Below are 20,362 nucleotides of genomic sequence, written 5' to 3'. Positions count from 1 at the left end.
CAACTCATCAAATCGTTAAGGAAAAACAAGTAATGACAAAATTAAATTATGATCTTGTGGTCTTTGGTGCGACTAGCTTCGTCGGCCAGATTCTAACTCAGTATTTGGCCGAATATTTTGCCACTCAAAAAGAACAGATCCGTTGGGCAATTGCTGGACGTTCACAGCAGAAATTACAACAGGTCAAAGATGCGCTTGGCCCTATTGGCCAAGCTGTCCCGATCTTGGTTGCCGATGCCAATAATCAAACCGAACTCGATGCGCTCTGTGCACAAACACGTGTGGTCGTCTCAACGGTTGGCCCATATGCTTTGTATGGTGAACCGTTAATTCAAGCCTGTGTGAATAACGGAACAGATTATTGTGATCTGACTGGAGAAACCCAGTGGATTAAACACATGATCACCAAGTATGAAGCGCAAGCACAACTCTCAGGTGCGCGTATTGTGCATTGCTGTGGATTTGATTCAGTTCCATCGGATATGGGCGTTTATTACCTGCAGCAACAAGCACAACAGCTGTTTAATGCGCCTGCCACTCAAGTTTCCATGCGGGTTAAAACCTTAAAAGGTGGTGCATCGGGTGGTACAGTCGCTAGTTTGATCAATGTGATTCAAGAGGCTGCGGCTGATCCTGCATTGCGTAAAGATCTACTTAATCCATACATTCTCTGCCCCGCAGATCATGGCAATACCCAAAGACAGATTTATATCAAAAGTGCCAAATTCGATCCTGATTTTAATGCATGGATTGCGCCTTTTGTCATGGCTGCTGTAAATGAACGTGTGGTACAGCGTTCTAATGCTTTATCCGGTAATGCCTATGGCAACAACTTTCGCTACAACGAAGCGATTTTGACTGGTGAAGGGCTAAAAGGACGTTTAAAAGCCTTAGCTGTCGTCTCTGGTCTCGGTGCATTTATGCTCGCTGCGGTCAGTAAACCGATTAGCCAAGTCATGGAACGTTATCTATTACCAAAGCCGGGAGAAGGCCCTACGCCGGAGCAACAATTGGCAGGACGATTTGACTTACGTTTTGTGGGTAAAACCGATGCAGGACAAAGCCTAAAAATCAAAGTAACTGGTGACCGTGATCCTGGTTATGGCTCTACAGGCAAAATGTTGGGACAAGCAGCGTTGAGTCTTGCCATTGACCATACCAAAGATGGCGAAAAATCTACGCCTCAAGGTGGCTTTTGGACACCTGCGACCATGTTTGATGATCGATTTATTCAACGTTTAACAAAACATGCTGGGCTTACTTTTGAGCAGGTTTAAAATCTTCTGTTTTTAACTCGACTTTCTGAGGGAACCGTTTCAATAAGTGAATACTCATTGTTAAAAACAGCATCATAAAACTTATCAGGCCTTAGAAATTAAGGCCTGATTTTAAAACTTAAAGCATGAGACGTTTTCTTGCAGCGAGATACTCTTTTTCAAGTCGGCTCACGAGTTCTTCGACTGAGGTGGTGGCTTTGATTGCATTTAAACCTTGACCACATCCCCAGATGTCACGCCATGGTTTGACCTTATGCTGTGTACCATCTTCATTCGGTGTACTGAAATCCATATCTTTCAGATTGCCTTCAGGTAAATTGGTTGGATCAAGCCCCGCCGCACGAATACTTGGTGCCAGATAGTTGCCATGTACACCAGTGAATAGGTTGGAATAGACAATTTCATCTGAATTATGATCGACAATCGCCTGCTTATAAGCGTCTTCTGCATTGGCTTCATCTGTGGCAATAAATGCTGAACCAATATAAGCAAAGTCTGCTCCCATCGCCTGTGCCGCAAGAACCGCATCACCAGTAGAAATCGCACCAGACAAAGCCAAAGGTCCATCAAACCATTCACGAATTTCCTGAATTAATGGAAATGGACTCTTGACGCCCGCATGCCCACCAGCACCTGCAGCCACTGCAATCAAACCATCAGCCCCTTTTTCAATCGCTTTCTTAGCAAAGGTATTGTTGATGACATCATGCAAAACGACACCACCATAACTATGTGTCGCATCATTGATTTCTGTTCTTGCACCCAGTGATGTAATCACAATCGGTACTTTGTATTTGACAATCAATTCCATGTCATGTTCCAAACGATTATTACTTTTATGCACGATTTGGTTGATTGCAAAAGGTGCCGCAGGTCGGTCTGGATGTAAGGCATTATGTTCAGCAATTCCTTCAGTAATCTCTTTCAGCCATTCTTCTAGCTTTTCGGCAGGTCGTGCATTCAATGCCGGCATCGAACCAATCACACCTGCTTTACATTGCGCCAACACCAGCTTGGGCGTGCTAATAATAAATAAAGGTGAACCAATTACAGGGAGTCTCAGGTTTTTCATTAATTCTGGAATTTTTGACATTACTTTTATCCTTTAGATACTCATTATTTCAAATAGATAAAGCCTTTTTTGGAAATAAGAAGCATTTCACTTTTTAAAATTCACTTCATCATATCCAGATAAAAGTTTTTATGCAACAAGTTGCATAAACTTTACATTCACGTCTGTTTAGTAAGTAAAATGACAAAGCAGTTGAATGAAAAACCTATTATTGAATTAAATATCAGCATATTACCTGTCTATCTAACTTAATTTTAATCAGCAAAGATTCTTGCCTCTCATGGTCATACCTTAAATCAGTAGAAAATTCTTTTACTTCTCTGCCATACGATTCCCCTTTTTATCAGCATGATTAAATAAGAATCGTTACCAACAATATTAATGCGCTCGCTCTCAAAGATGGTATGCTTCGTTAATTTTTATTCTTTTATCAATCTCCTGGAGCTATTTTATGAGCGCAATGACAAAGAAGTTGCAACAGATGCGATTCGCTTCTGTGCTTGAAGCCGTCACTTTATTGTTGCTATTCCTCGTGGCGATTCCACTCAAGTACGCATTTGATTTACCGATAGCGACAAAGATCATGGGGCCGATTCATGGTCTGGCATTTTTATTCTATCTTTGGAACTTAGTCCGTACGGCTTCACTTTGGTCTGGCGTAGAATTGCTTCGATTATTTGTGCTTGCCTTTATTCCATTTGGTGGCTTCTTTAACGAAAAATACATCGCACAACGTCAAGCCAAACTATAAGGCTCTTAAATTGATACTGAAGAAAGGAAATCTAATGATTTCCTTTTTTATTGTTTGAAAAATAAAAAAGCTATTCATACCAGATCAATGCGTGATTTCACATCGGGTTCACATTCCAAATTTTATTATAATTTTAAAAGGAGTGAGATCATCAATATGAATGTTATAAAAACACTGGCTATCTCAACACTGAGCTTACTCTCCTTAGTTGCTTGTAAAAGCATATCGAGTTATACCGCTGATTATGAGAAAGCAAATCAACAAATCCGTGGAATCCCCTTAAGTGATGCACAAGCTCAAATGATTGGTCTGGATTTTGTTTCCGCATTTAATAGTATGGGCACATTAAGTTTTGTAAAAAATGCAAGCCAACTCTATGCTGATAATTTATACATAAATGACACACTCTCTCAATTCTCAACTAAAAAAGAGCTGATGAAGCATTTTGAGGGAATGAATAAACATGTCAGTAAGGTATCGGTAAAATTAATTAGTGCAACCAATAAAAATGACTCTGCTTATATTCATTGGCAAATGACCTATGATTTTAAAATGTTTGGTCGAATAAAAACAATGTCTTCCTATGGCATTAGCCAAATCAAAGTGAATGCTGAACATCTCATCATATTTCAACAAGACTATTGGGACCCAGCGAATGGTTTATATCGCTCTGTTCCATATATCGGAACAGGCTATTCTTTGCTTCTCCCCTTTAAGAAATAGTCTAAGATTTACGCAAATAAGTGCAGAATAAACTATGAACAATATTTCGTTATTAGAACAATTAAATAAGATTGAAGGTTTAATTATTTTGGCCTTAGTCGATGCTTTTGATGGTTCTATTTTAGAAACTATAGGTGAAGAGTTTTTTAATTTTGATTTCGCGGTGACTGAAGGTGTGAATCTATTTAACTACCAGAAAAAATTAATGGATGAAATTAGTCCTCATGATTTTCTAGAAAGTGTGCTCATGAGTACGGATCATCAATACCACATTATTACACCACTAGAAACCAACCATAGTGTTTTCCTCTATGCAATTTTAGACCGTGATCAAACCAATTTGAGCTATGCAAGCTATGAAATTCAAAGGATTGAACGTGGTCTGAACTTCTACACTTATTAAATATGACTCAATATATATAAATAAAACAGACTGACGAAACAGTAGCATCTAGGTGAAAAAATGAATAATTATTTTATGCAATTGGGATGTATTTTTTTATTACTGATATTAAATTCTAATCCAGCCTATGCAAATATGCAGAAATGTAAAACAGCACCTTTAGTCGTTACTGCAAAAACAGTAGGCACTGTCAGCTACTATGCGGACAATTGCCATCAGAATTGGGAAAGTCAAAATATTCAATTAGATTTTTCTTACGACCAAAATATTCCAGAATGGGCATTCAAAAAAGCAGCCAACTATTATCTTAAAAAAAATATTAGCAATTTTGCTAACGACTCTGTATTAAACCAAATTACTGAACTGTACAAACCTGTAAAAAAAGGTGATTTATATTCTTTAGCCTATAATCAAATGAACCAACAATTAAAGCTCTCTCTTAATCAGAAATTGTTAGGTTCGATCACAGACCCACAAGCGAATCAATATTTCAAAATATGGTTTGGAAGCTCACCTTTTAATGCTAAATTAAAGCAACAATTACTAAATCAATAACTTGATCTAATTATTATGAACAATCAATTTATTCTTATGGTGGAAGATCATTATGAGCTTGCCGCCACAGTTTGTGAATTTCTAGAACAACATGGCTTCGTGGTGGATCATGCACGTAACCTCGATGCCGCCCGTAACTTTTTAAAAACACATCCGTATCATTTACTTTTGCTGGATATCAATTTACCTGACGGCTCAGGGTATGACTTATGTGAATGGCTCCGAATTGATCAAGGCAAAGATATTCCTATTTTGATGTTAACCGCCAGAGATACACTCGATGACAAATTAAAAGGTTTTAGCGCAGGAACAGATGACTACCTCGTAAAACCTTTTGATTTTAATGAACTGGTTATGCGTGTACGTGCCCTGATTAAGCGATCTCTTGGTGAAGTATCAAGCAGTAAAATTCAAATTCACGATCTGATTCTAGACAGTGCGACTCAAACCATAACACGCGCAGGTCAATCAATTGAATTGCCACGGATTCAATTCAAATTGTTAAAAATTTTGATGCGAAACTCTCCCAAAGTGATTACCAAACAAGAAATTATTATCGAGTTATGGGGCGATGAAGAACCTGAAAGCGATGCATTACGTAGCCATATCTACAATTTAAGAAAGATGATCGATAAACCTTTTCAGGAAAAATTGATCCATACCATATCTGGTGTAGGTCTAAAAGTTGCTTTGGATATGACAGCGCATTAATTTATATATACGACGACGATTAAGCCTGTTGTATTTTCCAATTGCAGATGAGGATGTGTATTTAAATAATATTGTCGATCGAACAACTCAACTCGCCAGCCCAACTGGGTACATAATTTCTTAACCAACTGTAAACCAATGCCGTGACCTTTGGCGGTAAGTTGAAGTTGTGAACTATTTAACTCCTGAACCTTACAATCATTTGGCATTGCAATACCAATCCCATTATCGGCAATTAGAATACTATTTTTGCGATGAATGATATGAATATTAGAACCTTGAGAATAATTCAGTGCATTGCGTAAAATATTGCTCAACACCATTTTAGTCATTGAAGGATAAATCCATCGGGCTGATTCCTCAGCATCATCTTGTACAAAAATCTGCACGCCCTTGCCTTGACTGACAGGTTCCAGATCTCTGACTAAATCGCTGATGATATTGGACAACTTCACTTGCTCTGCAATCAATGTATTGGTTGTATTACGTGCAATTGCCAGCAAAGTTTCAACCAGTAATTGCATATCATCAATGGTATTCGAAATACGATGCAGTGATTTATCTTCACCGTATTTGACCTGACACAGCTGCACATTCCCTTTTAAAATCGTCAATGGTGTCCGTAATTCATGACTGACATCGCCTGTAAATTCGCGCTCTCGGTTAATAAACTCACTCAATACTTGATGGTATTTTTCTAATGCTTGTTTTAAATATTCAGCTTCCATATTGCCATTGGTACCGATTCCTTGGAATGGAGATGCCTCCTTATACTGATGTGCCCAATCAATATGTTCTAAGGCATTTGCTAAACGGGTAATTGGCGAAAAATAACGTTTGGCCCGCCGATTTGACCACCATAAGATGCTATACAGCACAATAAGACTGAACATTAACGGTGCTAAACCAAACATCCAAACGATTTTATTGACATTGCTTTCACCAAAAACCAGTAGCACATGCTGCCCATTTTTTTCACCATAAACGGTCATACGATCTTTGCCGTCGACAAAGATTCGGTGAACACCTGGTTTTAGCGATTGATTTTGAAATGCTAAAGGTGGTTTTTCACTTTTCCAACGGTAGCCATATAAGTTTTTAGTATCGGGTAAATCAGCATTTGGATTACGATCAACACGCATCCAGTAATGCTCCATTTCTTGTTCAAGTGCGGTTTTAAGCAATGAGCCTTTGATCACCCAGGCACTGCATGCAATCCCAATAATAATCGAAAGCGCGATCAGTCCAATTTGCAACCAATAATAACGATTAAACATCCGACTCAGTGGACGGTTATTGGCATCGCTTTTATTGGTTTTAAACATAATCTTGCCTATTTACACAACTGCTTGTTTTAATTATACGGCTTTCTTTTTGAACAGGAAGTGACCAACGATCCATTCTTGCCCCTGCTCAAATCCAAACAATTCAGCACAAGCCATAAAAAAGATACGCCAACGTTGCCACCATGCCGCCGCATCTTGCCCGTACACCTTTTCAAAAAGTGGTTTTAATTGTTCAGCATTATGATCCATGTTTTCCAGCCATGCATTTGCTGTTTTTTCATAATGAGTTCCAGACCATTGCCAATGTTGCGACAATTCCAGATGCTGTTGAAAGTGTAAAAATGTCGAACTTGCAGGCATCAATCCACCTGTAAAAAAGTATCGCGACATCCAGTCATATTCACTTTTGATTTCGAAAGGATAGTGTAAGAAACGATGACAGAAAATATGACACCATAACAGTCCATCCGCTTTGAGCCACGATTGAATTTTTTCAAAAAGCTTTTGGTAATTTCTTACATGTTCAAACATCTCAACCGAAACAACACGATCAAATGCGTTTTGCTGCAATTCAAGTACATTGACATCACAGGTAATAACATCAATATTCATCAAGCCATATTTCTCAGCTTTGGACAAAATATGCTGACGTTGCGTCGCTGAATTGGAAACAGCCGTAATTTTTGCATTTGGATAACGCTCTGCCATCCACAGCGTAAACGAACCCCAACCACACCCTAATTCCAAGATATATTGCCCATCGTTTAACTGGGCACGATCGCTATAAATCTGCAATGCAAACTCTTCAGCTTCATCTAATCCAGTTCGATCATGTGGAAAGAAACAGGCACTATATTTAAGTCGTTTTCCTAAAACCGCCTCAAAAAAAGCCGTGGGCAATTCATAGTGTTGCTCATTGGCTTTATCGGTTTCAATTGCGATCTGGCTATGCTTCAACATATTCAGCACATCCATATAACGTTGAGCACCTTGTTCGGGGTCATAGCGACCTTCTTGAATCAAACGCTTCTTGCTGAGTGCACGAATTGCTGCACGAATCGCCTGATCGGGTACTAAGCCACTTTCAACAAGTTTTAATGATTGATTAATAATAAAGTCCATGTGCGTACCTACTCTTTTGGTTTCCACGGAATAAACATTGAAGTTCGTTTTTGGTAATCGAGATAATTTTGACCTCGATTTTTTAATGCTTGTTGTTCACTAAATGGAATACCGGTGATGTAATACAAAAATAGCCACATCAAGACTGGATATATCCATAGACTGTATAACCCTGCTGCAAGTCCTATTATTGGATATGCAAACCAGTGTATCCATTCAAAAAAATAATTGGGATGCCGCGAATAACGCCACAGACCTTGATCCATGGTTTTGCCATCATTTTGTTTTTGTTGCTTGAAATGAAACAATTGCTGATCTGCGACCACTTCACCTAGAAATGCAATCAGCATAACAATTCCCGCAATGATCAAAAAAACATGGGTTTGTGGACTCCAGACAGAACTCGGCACATGAAGCAAAGTCCACATCGGGATGGTAAATAAGATTGCCAAACCTGCTTGAAACATAAAAAAGGAATAAAAACCAATATGTTGATATTTCCCCATCGCACGACGCATATTGGCATATCGGCGATCTTCCACTGATTCCGCTTGATACCGACGCCATAAATGCCAACTTAAACGCATAAACCAGATTGAACTGAATATGCCAATAAACAACCTGACATGAATCAAAGCATCATCCACTAACCATGCAGTCAGCAGAATATTCAGCGCAATGCAAAAACTCCAAACAACATCAACAATGCCAGCACGGTGATTGTATGTTGCCCATAACCAACAACCTGTCATTAACACAGCATCAAGTAAAAACAATTGCCACAACATCACTGTCTCCTTGATACGTTAAATCAGTGGATAATTAATAAGGGCTTGCTTCAAATAAAAGCTGTGCATCGCTAATGACCCCTTCTTTAAAGCCGCCCTCGCAATAACACAAATAAAAGTCCCACATTCGAATAAAGTTTTCATCAAAACCTAAAGCAAGAACTTGTGCTTCGGCATTTAAAAAACGTTCCCGCCATTGATGAATGGTTTCAGCATAACTTTGGCCAATATCCTCCAGATGTTTCAAGCGTAACTTCTGCTCTGAAGCCGCTTGTGTTAACACACTGATAGATGGGATAAAACTCCCGGGAAAAATATAGCGCTTAATATAATCTACGCTATGCAGTGCTTTTTTATATCGTGCATCTTCAATCGTAATGGCTTGAATCAGACCTAGGCCATTTGGTTTTAATAAAGACCTACATTGATTAAAGTAATTAGATAAATATTGCTCACCAACAGCTTCAATCATTTCGATCGAAACTAACTTATCAAATTTCCCCTCTAGTAGCCGATAATCCTTAAGTTGGACATTAACTCGATGGCTTAGACCAGCATCGGCAACTCTTTGGATTGCTTCATCATATTGCGCTTGTGAGATGGTAATCGTGGTTACTTTACAGCCGTAATGCTGAGCGGCATAGATAGCAAAACCTCCCCAGCCACTACCGATTTCAACCAGATGATCCATGGGTTTAAGTTGTAACTTCTGACAGATCAACTCTTTTTTATAATCAGAAGCTTGCTCTAGCGTCATCTCCTTGTGCTTGTACACTGCACTAGAGTACATCATGGAAGAATCAAGAAATAATTTAAAAAAATCATTACTTAAATCATAGTGCTCCGCAATATTTTTACGGCTGCCTGCCAACGAATTTTTGCGGGATCTATACCATGCTTTTAATAACAATTGGCTGGCTTGTGATATAAGGTTTTGATTGATCTTATCCAAAACGTCGCGATTTCTTGCCAATATCTGAATGAGTTCGACCAGATTTTCACTACTCCAATGGCCACGAATATAGCCCTCCGCGGCACCAAGCACACCATTTTTAAAAATGAGATCGATTAGATCTTTGTGATGAATATCTACAGTTACTTCCAGATCAGAAACTTCACCGACAGTTCCATTCCATTCACCACGAAAGTGAATTTGTCCATGTCGAAGTTTCAGCAAGCCGCGTAAAACCAATGGAAGTGTGTCTTGTTCACCAAAAATTAGCGTTTTTATCATCTCGTTCTAAATCCTTATTCTTTTTGGGATGTCGATAAAATGGAACTTTTTTAAGCCAGAGTTGAAATGCTTGTACATAAATTGAAGCTAACATTTTGAAAGGTTCAAATATATGTTGAATAGCATAACGACTAAGCTGTGAAGGAAGTGTGATGTGCGCTAATCCAAACCGCATCGTTGCATCAAAAATGAATTGCTGGTTTTGATAAAGCTGCATATGAATCACATTTTGACTATTAGAGAAGTTAAATTTCCATTTGTATTGAATATCCATTGGCATAAATGGCGAGACATGAAAACTTTTCTCGAAATCAAACTCATAACTGTCATAAGGACTATGATTTTTCAACTTCTGCTGGCAATCATGTACATAAACCTTGTGCTCATTCCAAGGTGTATTGGTTATCTCGCTCAGTATGAAGACAGGCTGTTTTTGACGATTTAAAATGAAATAGAACACAACCGAATTAAAACTAAAACCCAAGCTTCGTGGTAAGGCCAAGACACGGATTTCTGATTGCGTGGTCAAAATCGTATCTGCTTGCTGCAATAAAATTTTTGTTATTTTTTCTCGCAAATTACCGCTATAGCCTTTAAGGAAATCCTGATCAGATATATTGAGAATATTCCAATGGTTTGTAGAGCATAACCTTGATTGTTTGAGATTTTCCGCTATTCGATCTGGATCAAAATATAAATAGCTCAATGTCGCCTCAAACTGATGAGGTTTGGGGCTAAAACGGCGATGCCTGATTTTAGCTTTCGCAATTGCAAGTTGAGCTTCTAACATCGACTCCCCCCATATCTTCATCAGCAATTGACATCAGATGGTTCACGACGCGGTCAGCGCTTCTCGCACCATCTTCATGAAATCCCCATCCCCAGTAAGCACCGCAAAATGAACTACGCTTGTAGCCGTTTATCTCATGCCAGCGAGATTGTGCTGCAATCGCAGTTTGATTGAACACAGGATGCCGATAATGTCGTTCAACATAAATATGATCTTTGGCGATTGGCATATTTGGATTGAGCGTAGAAAAAACCTGCGTCTTACAGTCCAGATTCTGCAAACTGTTCATCCAGTAGCTAAACCCGTAATGAACGCTATCCGCCGAAGCTTCTTTTTGAGCTGTAACATGTACGTGCCAACTGGCCCACTGCGATTGGGATTTTGGCATGATTGATCTATCAGCATGGACGACCATCACGTTATCTTGATAAGCAAAGCACCCTAATATGTCATGCTCTTTCTCGGAAGGCTCTTTAAGCAACTTTAAAGTATCATCGGCATGACTGGCAAAAATCACCCAATCAAATTGCTCCTGCCCATGCGCAGTTATAATTGAAATATGATTTTCACTTCTTATTACATGTTGTACTTCAGTTTTCTTCCAAATGAGCGTTGGGCATTCACGCTGAATCGCGTAGATATAAGATGCTGATCCGCCTTTGACCGTTTGCCATTGTGGGCGATCTTTTAATTGCAACATCCGGTGATGCTGAAAAAAACTAACGACAAACTTATACGGAATCTTGCCAATCTGCTCCACAGGGCTTGACCAGAGTGCTCCGCACATTGGATATAAGTGCTCATCTCTAAAGACTTGTGAATAACCATGTTTATTGAGATATTCTTCAATGCTTAAATTTGTATCAAGTTCATCAACAGCAATCTCTTTATTTTCTCGATAAAAGCGAACTAAATCCGATAACATTAAGCGAAAGTTTTTATTTAGAAAATTTTGTGGTCTCGTTAATAACGACCATTTTTTTGAAGGATTATATTGTAGCCCCGTCACCTGATTATTGACTGAAAAACTCATGTCGCTGTTCTGTGCTTTGACTCCAAGCTCGGCAAGCATCGCACTAAATAATGGATAGTTATGTGCGTTAAAAACAATAAAACCACTGTCTATGGCAACTTTTTTTTGATCAATCCGAAACTCATGTGTATCGGTATGTCCACCAAAATAGTTTTCTTTTTCAAAGATGGTAACTTGATGCTGTTTTGATAACTTCCAAGCCGCATATAATCCAGATATCCCAGAGCCGACGATTGCAATTTTCATAAAACACCCCCGTCACTGTTCTTTTCTATCTTAGTTTTCAAACTGTCTAGATGGATTTTATGCGCATCATATATCCGTTGAGGCACAGGCTTGATTGCCCATATGAGTCCACAAAAAGACATCGCTTTTAGGACATAATAAGTGACATCAATTTGCCACCAGAAAAAACCTTGCCGTGTACTGCCAGCATAATAATGATGATTGTTATGCCAACCTTCACCTAGAGTGATGATCGATAAAAACAGATTATTACGACTGTTGTCTTTGGTATCGAAATCTCTGCGCCCGTAAAGATGAGCGAGCGAATTAATACATAAAGTCGCATGAATCAATAACAGCGTTGAAACCACAAATCCCCAAACCAGCAACTGTGGTCCTGAAGTACCCAAATTGGGATAAGCAAAGGCTAGCCAATCGCCTAGCAAATAAATCGCAAAAGCGGTTATTAAAACAATGACAAAACTAAAACGGTCTAACCAAACAATCTCAGGGAATTTTAGCCAATCTTTAATAATTTCTTTGCGAGTGGAAAAGTTCTGCTGATTCAAGAACCATCCAACATGGCTATACCAAAACCCATGTGTCGATGAATGTGGGTCATGTTCAGTGTCGGTGAAACGATGGTGATAACGATGATGTGCCGTCCACCAGAGTGGACCACGTTGTGCGCTCATGGTCCCAATCAGAAGAAAAATAAACTGTACTGAGCGTGATGTTTGAAATGTTTTATGTGATAAATACCGATGGAAGAATGCTGTAATTGCAAACATTCTAATCATATAGAAGAGAACCATAAACCAGACAGCGAACCATGAAACACCCACCCAAAACACAGCTAAGCAAGCGATATGCAATAAAATAAACGGAATAATTCGCAACCATTGGATCTGAGTATCTTTGCTGGTTTTAGATGCTTCGAATTCTGCTAATCCTGAAGTATCCGTAATCGACCAACTGTCTATCCATCCCAGAAAAAACTTTAACATTGATTGTTCCTAACCCATCTCTTCTTATGCTTATAATCTTAGTCAATTCGATATGAAATTTATGTGAAGCCCATAGCATTCAGGCCTATCGCTTATTCTTTATCTTTGTGCAAAAAACTTAAAAAATATTATTTTAGAAATTAATCTCTTATATCCGCTAGAGCACATTAATATAGCCTAAACTGAGTAGTTTAAAAGCTTAATGATCAACATTTTTAAATTGTTTTGATAACACACTTAAAGTTTTCATGTGTTTGCCATAACGACGGCAAGAACGACAAGCAAATAAGTGCAATTGCAGATTACTCTGCTCTCGTAACAGCAATGCTCTATCCTGTTTCTCGGATAATAACTGGGTGGCTTGGCGGCATGTCAACATGAGCAATCCTCCTGCAATAACCATTTATTTTCTAAGCATTCACGTAGTCGTGTGCGGCTGCGATACATTAGTACATTAAAATGTGAAACTGTCAGTTCCAGCTTCTCACAAATTTCATTGGAACTCAGCTCGATCACCTCACGTAGCATAAATACCTGTGCATATTTGGCAGGTAAATGATTAAGACAAGCATCAAAAATAATCCAGAAATCTTGCTGCTCCATCATTTCTTCAGGGCTTTGCCATGCTTGTGGTGCTTCGTATTTATGCCAATGTCCAGAAGCATCAAAGAGCTCATCTATGCTCAGCTCACTTTCTTCATCCTTAAACAACTCGCTCATGCTGACTAAACGAGATTTCTGCCGAATCAAATCAATAATCTTATTTTTTAAAATTGCAAACACCCAGGTTTTAAATGCCGCCCGTCCGCTAAATGAGTCTAGATGTTGAAACGCGCTAGTCAGTGCTTCCTGAACAACATCTTCAGCTTGCTGTATTGAAGACAGTTGTAAAATTGCGAATTTCAGCATCTGTTGCCTTAAATCTTGCAAAAAAGCAGGATTGTGCAATTGATTGAATAGATCATCATGTTTTTTTGCTGAAGCTGAACTCATCCCTGTATCTCTTCATTATTATAAGGAATATGAATTAATCTTAACCGAATTAATAAGGCTTTTAACGCATAGATTTGTTGTTGAATTTCCTGTTCATGAAACTCAGGAAGCACAGTCTTGATCAGTTGATAAATACCGAATTCAGTTAACTTCGCTTGGTTCAGTTGTTCAAGCAACATGGCGAATAAAGGTGACAAAGGTTCAACACAGACCTGATCTAGATCATCTCGCCATACCATAATAGCACTTGGCGCAGGTTCTACCTGTTCAAGCGTAGTTGTCGTTGTCCAGTTATAAACGGGATATTGATAGGCCAGTATCCAAACTTGGGTAATCAATTGCCAATTTTTATCTTTTGTCAGAGTAGGACTTTCTATTTCGACTGTGTCCAAATAAAGTTCTAACCATTCATACTGCAATAGCTCTGCCAACCAAGGATATTGTTGTAATATCGGATGTTGTTGTTCCGTGAGATATTCCCGAAATTGCAGCGAGATATCGTTATATAACGGCGACTGACACTGTGATTTTTGAAAAAATTCTGCCAATAATTGCTGCCACTGCTGTTCAGGTAAGATGCTACGCGCTACAGGAAAGACCAAGTTGATAAATGAACAGACATTATTAAATAACAAATCACGATAGACCTGCATACGGTGCGCTGCAAAGTTTTGTGGTAGCTCTAATTCAGGATCACGAATCCAGTCACAGAACTGTCGCTGCGTGGTATGAAAGGATATTTGTCTTGCTTTCATCACGACCCTCCTGTTGCATTTTTTTAATACGGGTCAATTCATTCTGTAACTGTTGCCAAGATGGAATATTAAAGTCACGTTCCAGTAACGTCGGCTTAACCCCACAAACTTGATAGGTATATTGAAGGAGTTGCCAAACAGGATCACTGATTGCTGCGCCATGTGTATCGATCAATAGATTCTTTTCAACTTGTTCATGGCCAGCAACATGTAAGTAACGAATCCGATCTTTGGGCATCGCATCAATAAAACCATATGCATCACTGCCATGATTAATACTATTTACATAGACATTATTTACATCAAGCAGCAATTCACAGTCTGCTTTGAGCAGCACTTCACGTACAAATTCTGCTTCACGCATTTCTGCATTGGGCATTAAATAGGTAGACACATTTTCAATCACCAATCTCTGCCCTAAAATATCCTGTACCCGCAAAATACGCTCAGCCACATAATTCGCAGCAGCTTCTGTCATCGGGATTGGTAATAAATCATATAAATAGCCTCCATCATGGGTATAACTTAAATGTTCTGAGTAAATCGGCACCTGATAGCTTTGTAGAAAATTTTTAACCTGCTGGATAAATTCAATATTGAGTGGATGAGGTCCACCAATGGATAAAGATAATCCATGACAAATTAAAGGTGCTTTCTCAACACATTGTCCAAGCAGCTTGGCGTGCCGACCACCAAAGCCCATCCAGTTTTCAGGAGCAACTTCAATAAAATCTGGATGAGTATCTGCATTTAAAAACGCATCAATAAACTCACGTCTTAAACCCAGACCTACACCAGCCAATTCAGCCATGGTGAAACTCCTATGATTAGAATGATGCCGACCTAAGCTTTAGACCGACATCATCCATGATTGAAGGGATTATTTGGCCCCGCACTTGCCGTCAGCCACTTTTTTATCTGCACCACATTTTGCATCAGCAGCTTTCTTGGCTGCGCCACACTTCGCGTCTGCTGCTTTTTTTGCTGCACCGCATTTGGCTTCAGCAGATTTTTGCTGTTGTTTGGCTTTATTGGCGCCACATTTCGCTTCACCACATTTTCCATCAGCAGCTTTGCTGGCATGGGCCTCTGTCGTCGTTGTCGTTGCTGCAACAGTCACTTGGGTTACGCCCGCAACAGAGAGTGCTAATAACGCTGCAACTGAAGTCATCGAATTAAGTTTGCTCATTTTTCTATTCCTTTTAAGGTAAATGCTCGGTTTGTACAAAGGTACATAAAGTTAGACGGCGTAAATCTCGATTTATTACAGTGCAAATAAAAAAAATTTATGTAAGAAATTGAATCCTCACCCGACTAATGATCATTCAATCCTATTCGGTGTGAAATTATCATGAAGAACTTTTTGTATGCGCTGACTCAGTACTATCAAAACATCTGCTCAGCACTCAAACATGCGGATGGCATTGCGGCACTTGCCTTACGTTGTTATCTCGTTCCAATCTTTTGGATGGCGGGCACAAATAAACTGATGCATTTTCCAGATACGGTGGAATGGTTCGGCAATAGCGATTGGGGCTTGGGTTTACCCTTTCCTTACCTCATGGCAACGTTAGCAACATCAACAGAACTTGCTGGGGCTGTGCTTTTAACGCTTGGTCTTTTGACACGGTGGATTAGTATTCCATTGATCATTACCATGCTCGTCGCCATTTTCACTGTACATCTGCCAAATGGCTGGCAAGCGATAGCCGATCCCAATGCACCCTTTGCCAATGCACAAGTACTCGCCTCTGCTGAAAAACTGGAAGCAGCTCGGGGAATTCTAGAAAATTATGGTAATTATGACTGGCTAACATCCAGTGGCTCATTTGTGATTTTAAATAATGGAATTGAGTTTGCGGTTACTTATCTGATCATGTTATTGGCTTTAATCGTATTGGGTGGTGGTCGCTATTTCAGTTTAGATTATTGGATAAAGCGAAAATTTTCGAAGTAGCTTTGTCAAAATGGTTTCAAGGTGAATAAAGTCAGGAAGCTGACTGCAATATTACAATTTTGTCATTTATAAATATCTGATTATCTTTGACGCTAAAATGACACGATAAAACTTTGGGCTCGATGAAAGCATGCGAATACTTCTTGTTGAAGATGAACAAAAAACAGGTGATTATCTCCAAAAAGGCTTAACTGAAGCAGGCTATGTGACAGATTGGAGCCAAGATGGCATTTCTGGTCTGCATCATGCTGTGACAGAACAATATGACCTGATTATTTTAGATGTCATGCTGCCGAAGCTGGATGGCTGGAAAATCCTCACTGAAATTCGCAAAGTAAACACCTTCCTCCCAGTGCTGTTTCTTACTGCAAAAGATCAGATTGAGGATCGTGTCAAAGGCTTGGAACTCGGTGCAGATGACTTCCTGATTAAACCCTTTGCCTTCGCCGAACTACTTGCACGTATTAAAACCCTATTAAAACGTGGGCAAATTAAAGAAGAGCAAACCTTCTATGCCGTTGCAGACCTACATCTCGACTTAATTAAACGCCGTGTGGTGCGTTCTGGGCAACGCATTGATCTGACCGCCAAAGAATTTTCCTTACTTGAACTGTTTATGCGTAGACAAGGTGAAGTTTTACCAAAATCACTGATCGCTGCTTTGGTTTGGGATATTAATTTTGATAGTGATACTAACGTGGTCGAGGTCGCGATTCGCAGGCTCAGAAATAAAATTGATACCGACTTTAGCCCCAAACTAATTAGAAACATCCGTGGCATGGGCTATGTCCTAGAGATCGAAGATGAGAACTAAATTATTTCGTTCAATCGGCTTTCGAATCAGTTTTATTTCCACTCTATTCACGATTCTGATCTTGATCGTTATGGGAATATTCGTCAATCAGCATGTGGTCAATTATTTTTATCAACAAAATCAAAAAGAAATTGAAGGAAAAATTCAGCTGATTGAAAATCTTTTCCAACAGAAACCTAGCAATTTTAAGGACGGTTTAGATGAGGCCTTGATTGGGCATGATAATTTGGTGATTCAGATCAAACTGGCCAATGGTCAGACCATTTATAACAAAAAGAATAATCACACCGATCTCAGCCAATTAATACAAACTCAAAATGGGCAATGGATTAATTGGAAAAATAAGGATCAGAGTTATCAAGGCATCATGGTGAATAAGGTTCTTCGCTATGGCGAAACCAATCAGAACATGCAAATCATTGCTGCAATTGAAGTCACCGATAATTATTACTTCCTGCATTCATTTAAACAGCAGTTGCTCATGATTGGTCTACTCGGTGTAATTGGTCTGATGTTTTTAGGTTGGTTGGCCACTTGGCAAGGTCTTGGCCCGATTCGGAAAATGGCAAAACTGTCAGAAAACATTTCTGCAAATAATCTGTCCAATCGCCTTGATCTCAGTAATATACCCATTGAACTCACCCCTTTGGCAACGGCATTTAATGACATGCTCAATCGACTGGAGGTTTCAGTCGATAAACTTTCTGCGTTCTCAAGTGATTTGGCCCATGAAATTAGGACACCGATCAATAATTTGATGATGCAAACCCAAGTTTCCTTAACCAAGCCAAGAACCATTGAGCAATATCAAGATGTACTCTTTTCAAATTTAGAAGAATACGAACACTTAGCAAAAATGATTTCAGATATGTTGTTTCTAGCTAAATCGGATCATAACCTCGCCTTAAAAAACAAAAAAGAAATCGATTTAAAGCAAGAAATGCGGGTGCTGTTTGAATATTTTGAAGCTTTTGCATCAGAAAAACAGATACAACTCAAGCAAACAGGTCAGGCATCTATTCAGGCCGAACCTGCAATGATTCGTCGAGCCTTTAATAATTTAATCTCGAATGCAATTAAATATGGTGAGCCAGATTCGATTTTAGAAGTCAAACTGAGCCAAGATTCTCAGCATTCGATCATTCAGATTAAAAATAAAGTATCTGCTGAAATGCAAACTTTAAGCCCTTTACAGCTGTCTCGTTTCTTTGACCGTTTTTATCGTCTGGACTCATCGCGACACAAAGCCGAAGATGGTACAGGTTTAGGATTAGCGATTACCAAGTCAATTATCGAAATTCACGCTGCGAAAATTGATGTGTTTATCGAAGGTGAAAATATTGTCTTTAGAATGATTTTTAAAGCGGAATGATTAAGGACCATACAACTTGGGAGAAGTTATATGATCCTTGTGAAACTCAGAATTATTTAGATGGCGTTTGGCCATCATTGCCTTGTACAGTTGCATTACGTTCTTGGTTTTTTTCCAAGAACATTAAACCACCATCTGCATAACTTAAACTCGCTGTTGATGCAAACGATAGGATGAAGATGAGTTTAACCAATGCTTTCATTTCTATTTACCTGCTCTCTCTCTTAACTCTCTATAAGATAGAACAGGCAGCCCAACAGCAGCATGACCTGAAAATGATAATTTTGTCATTTTTATCAATGCTTAATAATACAGCGGTTGATCTAATATAGATGATCCCTTAATTGGATATTAGTCTTGATCTAAAGATGTTAATAAATGAATCACAGCATCACCTGCCAATTGCATTGACTTTGGATCGACCTGCTCAATCGTGTCACATGCTTTGTGATAGCACGGCGCGAACTCAAGTTCATCCCCTTTCATTTGCTCATTAAATAAGATCACAGAGGCCACAGGCACTTTACCTAAGAACGGTGCTGTATCACTTGCGGTTAGAGTTGCAACATCTTCTTTAATTTCCAGATTTTTTGCTTTAAAAAATGCTTTAAGCGTATTCTCTAATGCTAAATCACCGCTATGGCTTGGAATACTACGTAAACCATCAAGGAGTGGTTTATAGTCCTGTTCCTGCATGCCACGCTCTTTTAACATTTTTTCCATTTCATCTAGAGATGATTTATCACCATCTGCAATCAGGATTTCAGGATCTTTGGTGCCGACCATATCCACATTGATATAGGCTTTAATGGCTTTTAACTGTTCAGCAGTCAGTTTCTCCACATAAGCTTGAGAACCTGCAATCCCTACTTCTTCCGAATCCCAAAATGCCAGATGAATGGTGTGTCTCGGTTTTACTTTTTGGCTCGATAATTGTGTCATCAAATCGAGCAATAAGGCTACACCTGAAGCATTATCATTGATGCCAGGTCCCATTTTGACTGAATCATAATGTGCTCCCAGCAAAATTATGCTTTGTGTTGATTCTCCGGGAATCTCCACAATAATATTCTTGCCTTTGGTCTTTTCCCGATTTTCAAAAGTCTGAAGTTCTGTACTAAAACCTGCTTTCTTGGCTTGATCTAAAATATAATCTGCACTTGCCAAACCGCCTTGCGTACCCACAGCACGATTGCCACCATGCTGTTTGGCAATTTGTTCAAATACATGTAAATGCGTCATCATCTGTGCTGCATCGAGTTTTAAACCAGATTGACTGACATCTTCAACTTTTTCTTTGGAATGTTGCTCATTTTTTTGACAACCACTGATTGCGAACATGCTAGTTAAAATACAAATACCTAAAATTTTCTTTAAAAACATAAAATAAACTTAAACCGTTTTTATAAAGTAAGCCTAATACTAGATTTGCACATACGGATTTGCCATTTCAATTTGTATCCTCTGTTCTTATCGATCTAATCAGAAAGATAT

At 39.0% G+C, this 20,362-nt stretch carries 24 protein-coding genes; 9 read left to right on the top strand and 15 right to left on the bottom strand.

Translation table 11 applies throughout. The annotated features are described in order from the left end of the window. Window positions 1-32 precede the first annotated feature (32 nt). The gene (locus tag WA352_RS06340) at window positions 33-1,277 is read left to right on the top strand and encodes a saccharopine dehydrogenase family protein (RefSeq protein ID WP_336141561.1); all 1,245 of its coding nucleotides are present in this window, start codon (window positions 33-35) and stop codon (window positions 1,275-1,277) included. Between the two features lie 118 nt (window positions 1,278-1,395). Here WA352_RS06340 and WA352_RS06335 read toward each other — a convergent pair whose 3' ends face one another. Then, window positions 1,396-2,370, bottom strand: a complete 975-nt coding sequence (locus WA352_RS06335; protein ID WP_005203747.1) for an NAD(P)H-dependent flavin oxidoreductase — start codon at window positions 2,368-2,370, stop codon at window positions 1,396-1,398. Window positions 2,371-2,800: 430 nt separating this feature from the next. Between WA352_RS06335 and WA352_RS06330 the strand changes: the two genes are divergently transcribed. The 5 genes from WA352_RS06330 to WA352_RS06310 all read left to right on the top strand — a co-directional run bounded on the left by WA352_RS06330 (window position 2,801) and on the right by WA352_RS06310 (window position 5,492). Further along, window positions 2,801-3,100 (top strand): DUF3817 domain-containing protein, encoded by a 300-nt coding sequence (locus tag WA352_RS06330; protein WP_004806966.1) that lies wholly within the window; start codon window positions 2,801-2,803, stop codon window positions 3,098-3,100. Between the two features lie 156 nt (window positions 3,101-3,256). Further along, window positions 3,257-3,823: a nuclear transport factor 2 family protein gene (locus WA352_RS06325; protein ID WP_033132826.1), complete on the top strand. Its 567-nt coding sequence runs from the start codon at window positions 3,257-3,259 to the stop codon at window positions 3,821-3,823. Window positions 3,824-3,857: 34 nt separating this feature from the next. After that, window positions 3,858-4,226 (top strand): hypothetical protein, encoded by a 369-nt coding sequence (locus WA352_RS06320; RefSeq protein WP_033132827.1) that lies wholly within the window; start codon window positions 3,858-3,860, stop codon window positions 4,224-4,226. A 60-nt stretch (window positions 4,227-4,286) separates the two neighbouring features. Beyond that, on the top strand, window positions 4,287-4,781 hold the full coding sequence (locus WA352_RS06315) for a chalcone isomerase family protein (protein ID WP_033132828.1): 495 nt from the start codon (window positions 4,287-4,289) through the stop codon (window positions 4,779-4,781). Window positions 4,782-4,796: 15 nt separating this feature from the next. After that, entirely contained in the window at window positions 4,797-5,492 is a 696-nt protein-coding gene (locus WA352_RS06310) for a response regulator transcription factor (RefSeq protein ID WP_033132829.1), read from the top strand. On the opposite strand, the gene WA352_RS06305 is transcribed toward WA352_RS06310, so the two are convergent. From WA352_RS06305 to WA352_RS06250, 12 genes are all read right to left on the bottom strand, one after another. Further along, entirely contained in the window at window positions 5,489-6,817 is a 1,329-nt protein-coding gene (locus WA352_RS06305) for a sensor histidine kinase (protein ID WP_033132830.1), read from the bottom strand. The two genes, WA352_RS06310 and WA352_RS06305, sit on opposite strands and share 4 nt — an antisense overlap. Window positions 6,818-6,850: 33 nt before the next feature. Then, window positions 6,851-7,900 carry an SAM-dependent methyltransferase gene (locus WA352_RS06300; protein ID WP_033132831.1) on the bottom strand — a complete coding sequence of 350 codons (1,050 nt, stop codon included), beginning with the start codon at window positions 7,898-7,900 and terminating at the stop codon, window positions 6,851-6,853. A gap of 8 nt (window positions 7,901-7,908) precedes the next feature. Continuing rightward, window positions 7,909-8,688: a DUF1295 domain-containing protein gene (locus WA352_RS06295; protein WP_033132832.1), complete on the bottom strand. Its 780-nt coding sequence runs from the start codon at window positions 8,686-8,688 to the stop codon at window positions 7,909-7,911. Between the two features lie 34 nt (window positions 8,689-8,722). Then, the gene (locus WA352_RS06290) at window positions 8,723-9,922 is read right to left on the bottom strand and encodes an SAM-dependent methyltransferase (RefSeq protein WP_033132833.1); all 1,200 of its coding nucleotides are present in this window, start codon (window positions 9,920-9,922) and stop codon (window positions 8,723-8,725) included. Next, complete coding sequence (locus WA352_RS06285) at window positions 9,897-10,712, bottom strand: DUF1365 domain-containing protein (protein WP_005313763.1); 816 nt, start codon at window positions 10,710-10,712, stop codon at window positions 9,897-9,899. The genes WA352_RS06290 and WA352_RS06285 overlap by 26 nt, the downstream gene beginning before the upstream one ends. Beyond that, window positions 10,678-11,991 carry an NAD(P)/FAD-dependent oxidoreductase gene (locus WA352_RS06280; RefSeq protein WP_033132834.1) on the bottom strand — a complete coding sequence of 438 codons (1,314 nt, stop codon included), beginning with the start codon at window positions 11,989-11,991 and terminating at the stop codon, window positions 10,678-10,680. Before WA352_RS06280 ends, WA352_RS06285 begins: the two co-directional genes overlap by 35 nt. Next, window positions 11,988-12,977 carry an acyl-CoA desaturase gene (locus WA352_RS06275; protein ID WP_033132835.1) on the bottom strand — a complete coding sequence of 330 codons (990 nt, stop codon included), beginning with the start codon at window positions 12,975-12,977 and terminating at the stop codon, window positions 11,988-11,990. Before WA352_RS06275 ends, WA352_RS06280 begins: the two co-directional genes overlap by 4 nt. Before the next feature lie 199 nt (window positions 12,978-13,176). Continuing rightward, complete coding sequence (locus tag WA352_RS06270) at window positions 13,177-13,356, bottom strand: zf-HC2 domain-containing protein (RefSeq protein WP_004653549.1); 180 nt, start codon at window positions 13,354-13,356, stop codon at window positions 13,177-13,179. Further along, window positions 13,350-13,970, bottom strand: a complete 621-nt coding sequence (locus WA352_RS06265) for an RNA polymerase factor sigma-70 (protein ID WP_005203764.1) — start codon at window positions 13,968-13,970, stop codon at window positions 13,350-13,352. The genes WA352_RS06270 and WA352_RS06265 overlap by 7 nt, the downstream gene beginning before the upstream one ends. Further along, window positions 13,967-14,725, bottom strand: a complete 759-nt coding sequence (locus WA352_RS06260) for an HvfC family RiPP maturation protein (RefSeq protein ID WP_033132836.1) — start codon at window positions 14,723-14,725, stop codon at window positions 13,967-13,969. The genes WA352_RS06265 and WA352_RS06260 overlap by 4 nt, the downstream gene beginning before the upstream one ends. Then, entirely contained in the window at window positions 14,676-15,536 is an 861-nt protein-coding gene (locus WA352_RS06255; protein ID WP_033132837.1) for an HvfB family MNIO-type RiPP peptide maturase, read from the bottom strand. Before WA352_RS06255 ends, WA352_RS06260 begins: the two co-directional genes overlap by 50 nt. Before the next feature lie 69 nt (window positions 15,537-15,605). Beyond that, complete coding sequence (locus WA352_RS06250; RefSeq protein ID WP_005188347.1) at window positions 15,606-15,914, bottom strand: HvfA family oxazolone/thioamide-modified RiPP metallophore; 309 nt, start codon at window positions 15,912-15,914, stop codon at window positions 15,606-15,608. 162 nt (window positions 15,915-16,076) lie between these two features. Between WA352_RS06250 and WA352_RS06245 the strand changes: the two genes are divergently transcribed. From WA352_RS06245 to WA352_RS06235, 3 genes are all read left to right on the top strand, one after another. Then, the gene (locus tag WA352_RS06245) at window positions 16,077-16,682 is read left to right on the top strand and encodes an HvfX family Cu-binding RiPP maturation protein (protein WP_033132838.1); all 606 of its coding nucleotides are present in this window, start codon (window positions 16,077-16,079) and stop codon (window positions 16,680-16,682) included. A 130-nt stretch (window positions 16,683-16,812) separates the two neighbouring features. Beyond that, window positions 16,813-17,496: a heavy metal response regulator transcription factor gene (locus tag WA352_RS06240; RefSeq protein ID WP_005203769.1), complete on the top strand. Its 684-nt coding sequence runs from the start codon at window positions 16,813-16,815 to the stop codon at window positions 17,494-17,496. Beyond that, window positions 17,486-18,868, top strand: coding sequence for a heavy metal sensor histidine kinase (locus WA352_RS06235; protein WP_033132839.1), 1,383 nt, complete (start codon window positions 17,486-17,488; stop codon window positions 18,866-18,868). The genes WA352_RS06240 and WA352_RS06235 overlap by 11 nt, the downstream gene beginning before the upstream one ends. A gap of 52 nt (window positions 18,869-18,920) precedes the next feature. Here WA352_RS06235 and WA352_RS06230 read toward each other — a convergent pair whose 3' ends face one another. Both WA352_RS06230 and WA352_RS06225 read right to left on the bottom strand, forming a co-directional pair. Continuing rightward, window positions 18,921-19,070 carry a hypothetical protein gene (locus WA352_RS06230; protein WP_004806924.1) on the bottom strand — a complete coding sequence of 50 codons (150 nt, stop codon included), beginning with the start codon at window positions 19,068-19,070 and terminating at the stop codon, window positions 18,921-18,923. 149 nt (window positions 19,071-19,219) lie between these two features. Beyond that, the gene (locus tag WA352_RS06225) at window positions 19,220-20,251 is read right to left on the bottom strand and encodes a M20/M25/M40 family metallo-hydrolase (RefSeq protein WP_033132840.1); all 1,032 of its coding nucleotides are present in this window, start codon (window positions 20,249-20,251) and stop codon (window positions 19,220-19,222) included. Window positions 20,252-20,362: the final 111 nt, after the last annotated feature.

Origin of the sequence: Acinetobacter sp. 102 (assembly GCF_037028485.1) — a bacterium.
GTDB lineage: Bacteria > Pseudomonadota > Gammaproteobacteria > Pseudomonadales > Moraxellaceae > Acinetobacter > Acinetobacter higginsii.
The sequence above is the reverse complement of the archived record's forward strand: the minus strand, read 5'-3'. Positions and strand labels throughout refer to the sequence as shown.

Excerpts from the sequence above, each read along its gene's own strand:
- WA352_RS06340 (WP_336141561.1), top strand. The coding sequence starts at position 33 with ATGACAAAATTAAATTATGATCTTGTGGTCTTTGGTGCGACTAGCTTC.
- WA352_RS06335 (WP_005203747.1), bottom strand. The coding sequence starts at position 2,370 with ATGTCAAAAATTCCAGAATTAATGAAAAACCTGAGACTCCCTGTAATT.
- WA352_RS06330 (WP_004806966.1), top strand. The coding sequence starts at position 2,801 with ATGAGCGCAATGACAAAGAAGTTGCAACAGATGCGATTCGCTTCTGTG.
- WA352_RS06325 (WP_033132826.1), top strand. The coding sequence starts at position 3,257 with ATGAATGTTATAAAAACACTGGCTATCTCAACACTGAGCTTACTCTCC.
- WA352_RS06320 (WP_033132827.1), top strand. The coding sequence starts at position 3,858 with ATGAACAATATTTCGTTATTAGAACAATTAAATAAGATTGAAGGTTTA.
- WA352_RS06315 (WP_033132828.1), top strand. The coding sequence starts at position 4,287 with ATGAATAATTATTTTATGCAATTGGGATGTATTTTTTTATTACTGATA.
- WA352_RS06310 (WP_033132829.1), top strand. The coding sequence starts at position 4,797 with ATGAACAATCAATTTATTCTTATGGTGGAAGATCATTATGAGCTTGCC.
- WA352_RS06305 (WP_033132830.1), bottom strand. The coding sequence starts at position 6,817 with ATGTTTAAAACCAATAAAAGCGATGCCAATAACCGTCCACTGAGTCGG.
- WA352_RS06300 (WP_033132831.1), bottom strand. The coding sequence starts at position 7,900 with ATGGACTTTATTATTAATCAATCATTAAAACTTGTTGAAAGTGGCTTA.
- WA352_RS06295 (WP_033132832.1), bottom strand. The coding sequence starts at position 8,688 with ATGTTGTGGCAATTGTTTTTACTTGATGCTGTGTTAATGACAGGTTGT.
- WA352_RS06290 (WP_033132833.1), bottom strand. The coding sequence starts at position 9,922 with ATGATAAAAACGCTAATTTTTGGTGAACAAGACACACTTCCATTGGTT.
- WA352_RS06285 (WP_005313763.1), bottom strand. The coding sequence starts at position 10,712 with ATGTTAGAAGCTCAACTTGCAATTGCGAAAGCTAAAATCAGGCATCGC.
- WA352_RS06280 (WP_033132834.1), bottom strand. The coding sequence starts at position 11,991 with ATGAAAATTGCAATCGTCGGCTCTGGGATATCTGGATTATATGCGGCT.
- WA352_RS06275 (WP_033132835.1), bottom strand. The coding sequence starts at position 12,977 with ATGTTAAAGTTTTTTCTGGGATGGATAGACAGTTGGTCGATTACGGAT.
- WA352_RS06270 (WP_004653549.1), bottom strand. The coding sequence starts at position 13,356 with ATGTTGACATGCCGCCAAGCCACCCAGTTATTATCCGAGAAACAGGAT.
- WA352_RS06265 (WP_005203764.1), bottom strand. The coding sequence starts at position 13,970 with ATGAGTTCAGCTTCAGCAAAAAAACATGATGATCTATTCAATCAATTG.
- WA352_RS06260 (WP_033132836.1), bottom strand. The coding sequence starts at position 14,725 with ATGAAAGCAAGACAAATATCCTTTCATACCACGCAGCGACAGTTCTGT.
- WA352_RS06255 (WP_033132837.1), bottom strand. The coding sequence starts at position 15,536 with ATGGCTGAATTGGCTGGTGTAGGTCTGGGTTTAAGACGTGAGTTTATT.
- WA352_RS06250 (WP_005188347.1), bottom strand. The coding sequence starts at position 15,914 with ATGAGCAAACTTAATTCGATGACTTCAGTTGCAGCGTTATTAGCACTC.
- WA352_RS06245 (WP_033132838.1), top strand. The coding sequence starts at position 16,077 with ATGAAGAACTTTTTGTATGCGCTGACTCAGTACTATCAAAACATCTGC.
- WA352_RS06240 (WP_005203769.1), top strand. The coding sequence starts at position 16,813 with ATGCGAATACTTCTTGTTGAAGATGAACAAAAAACAGGTGATTATCTC.
- WA352_RS06235 (WP_033132839.1), top strand. The coding sequence starts at position 17,486 with ATGAGAACTAAATTATTTCGTTCAATCGGCTTTCGAATCAGTTTTATT.
- WA352_RS06230 (WP_004806924.1), bottom strand. The coding sequence starts at position 19,070 with ATGAAAGCATTGGTTAAACTCATCTTCATCCTATCGTTTGCATCAACA.
- WA352_RS06225 (WP_033132840.1), bottom strand. The coding sequence starts at position 20,251 with ATGTTTTTAAAGAAAATTTTAGGTATTTGTATTTTAACTAGCATGTTC.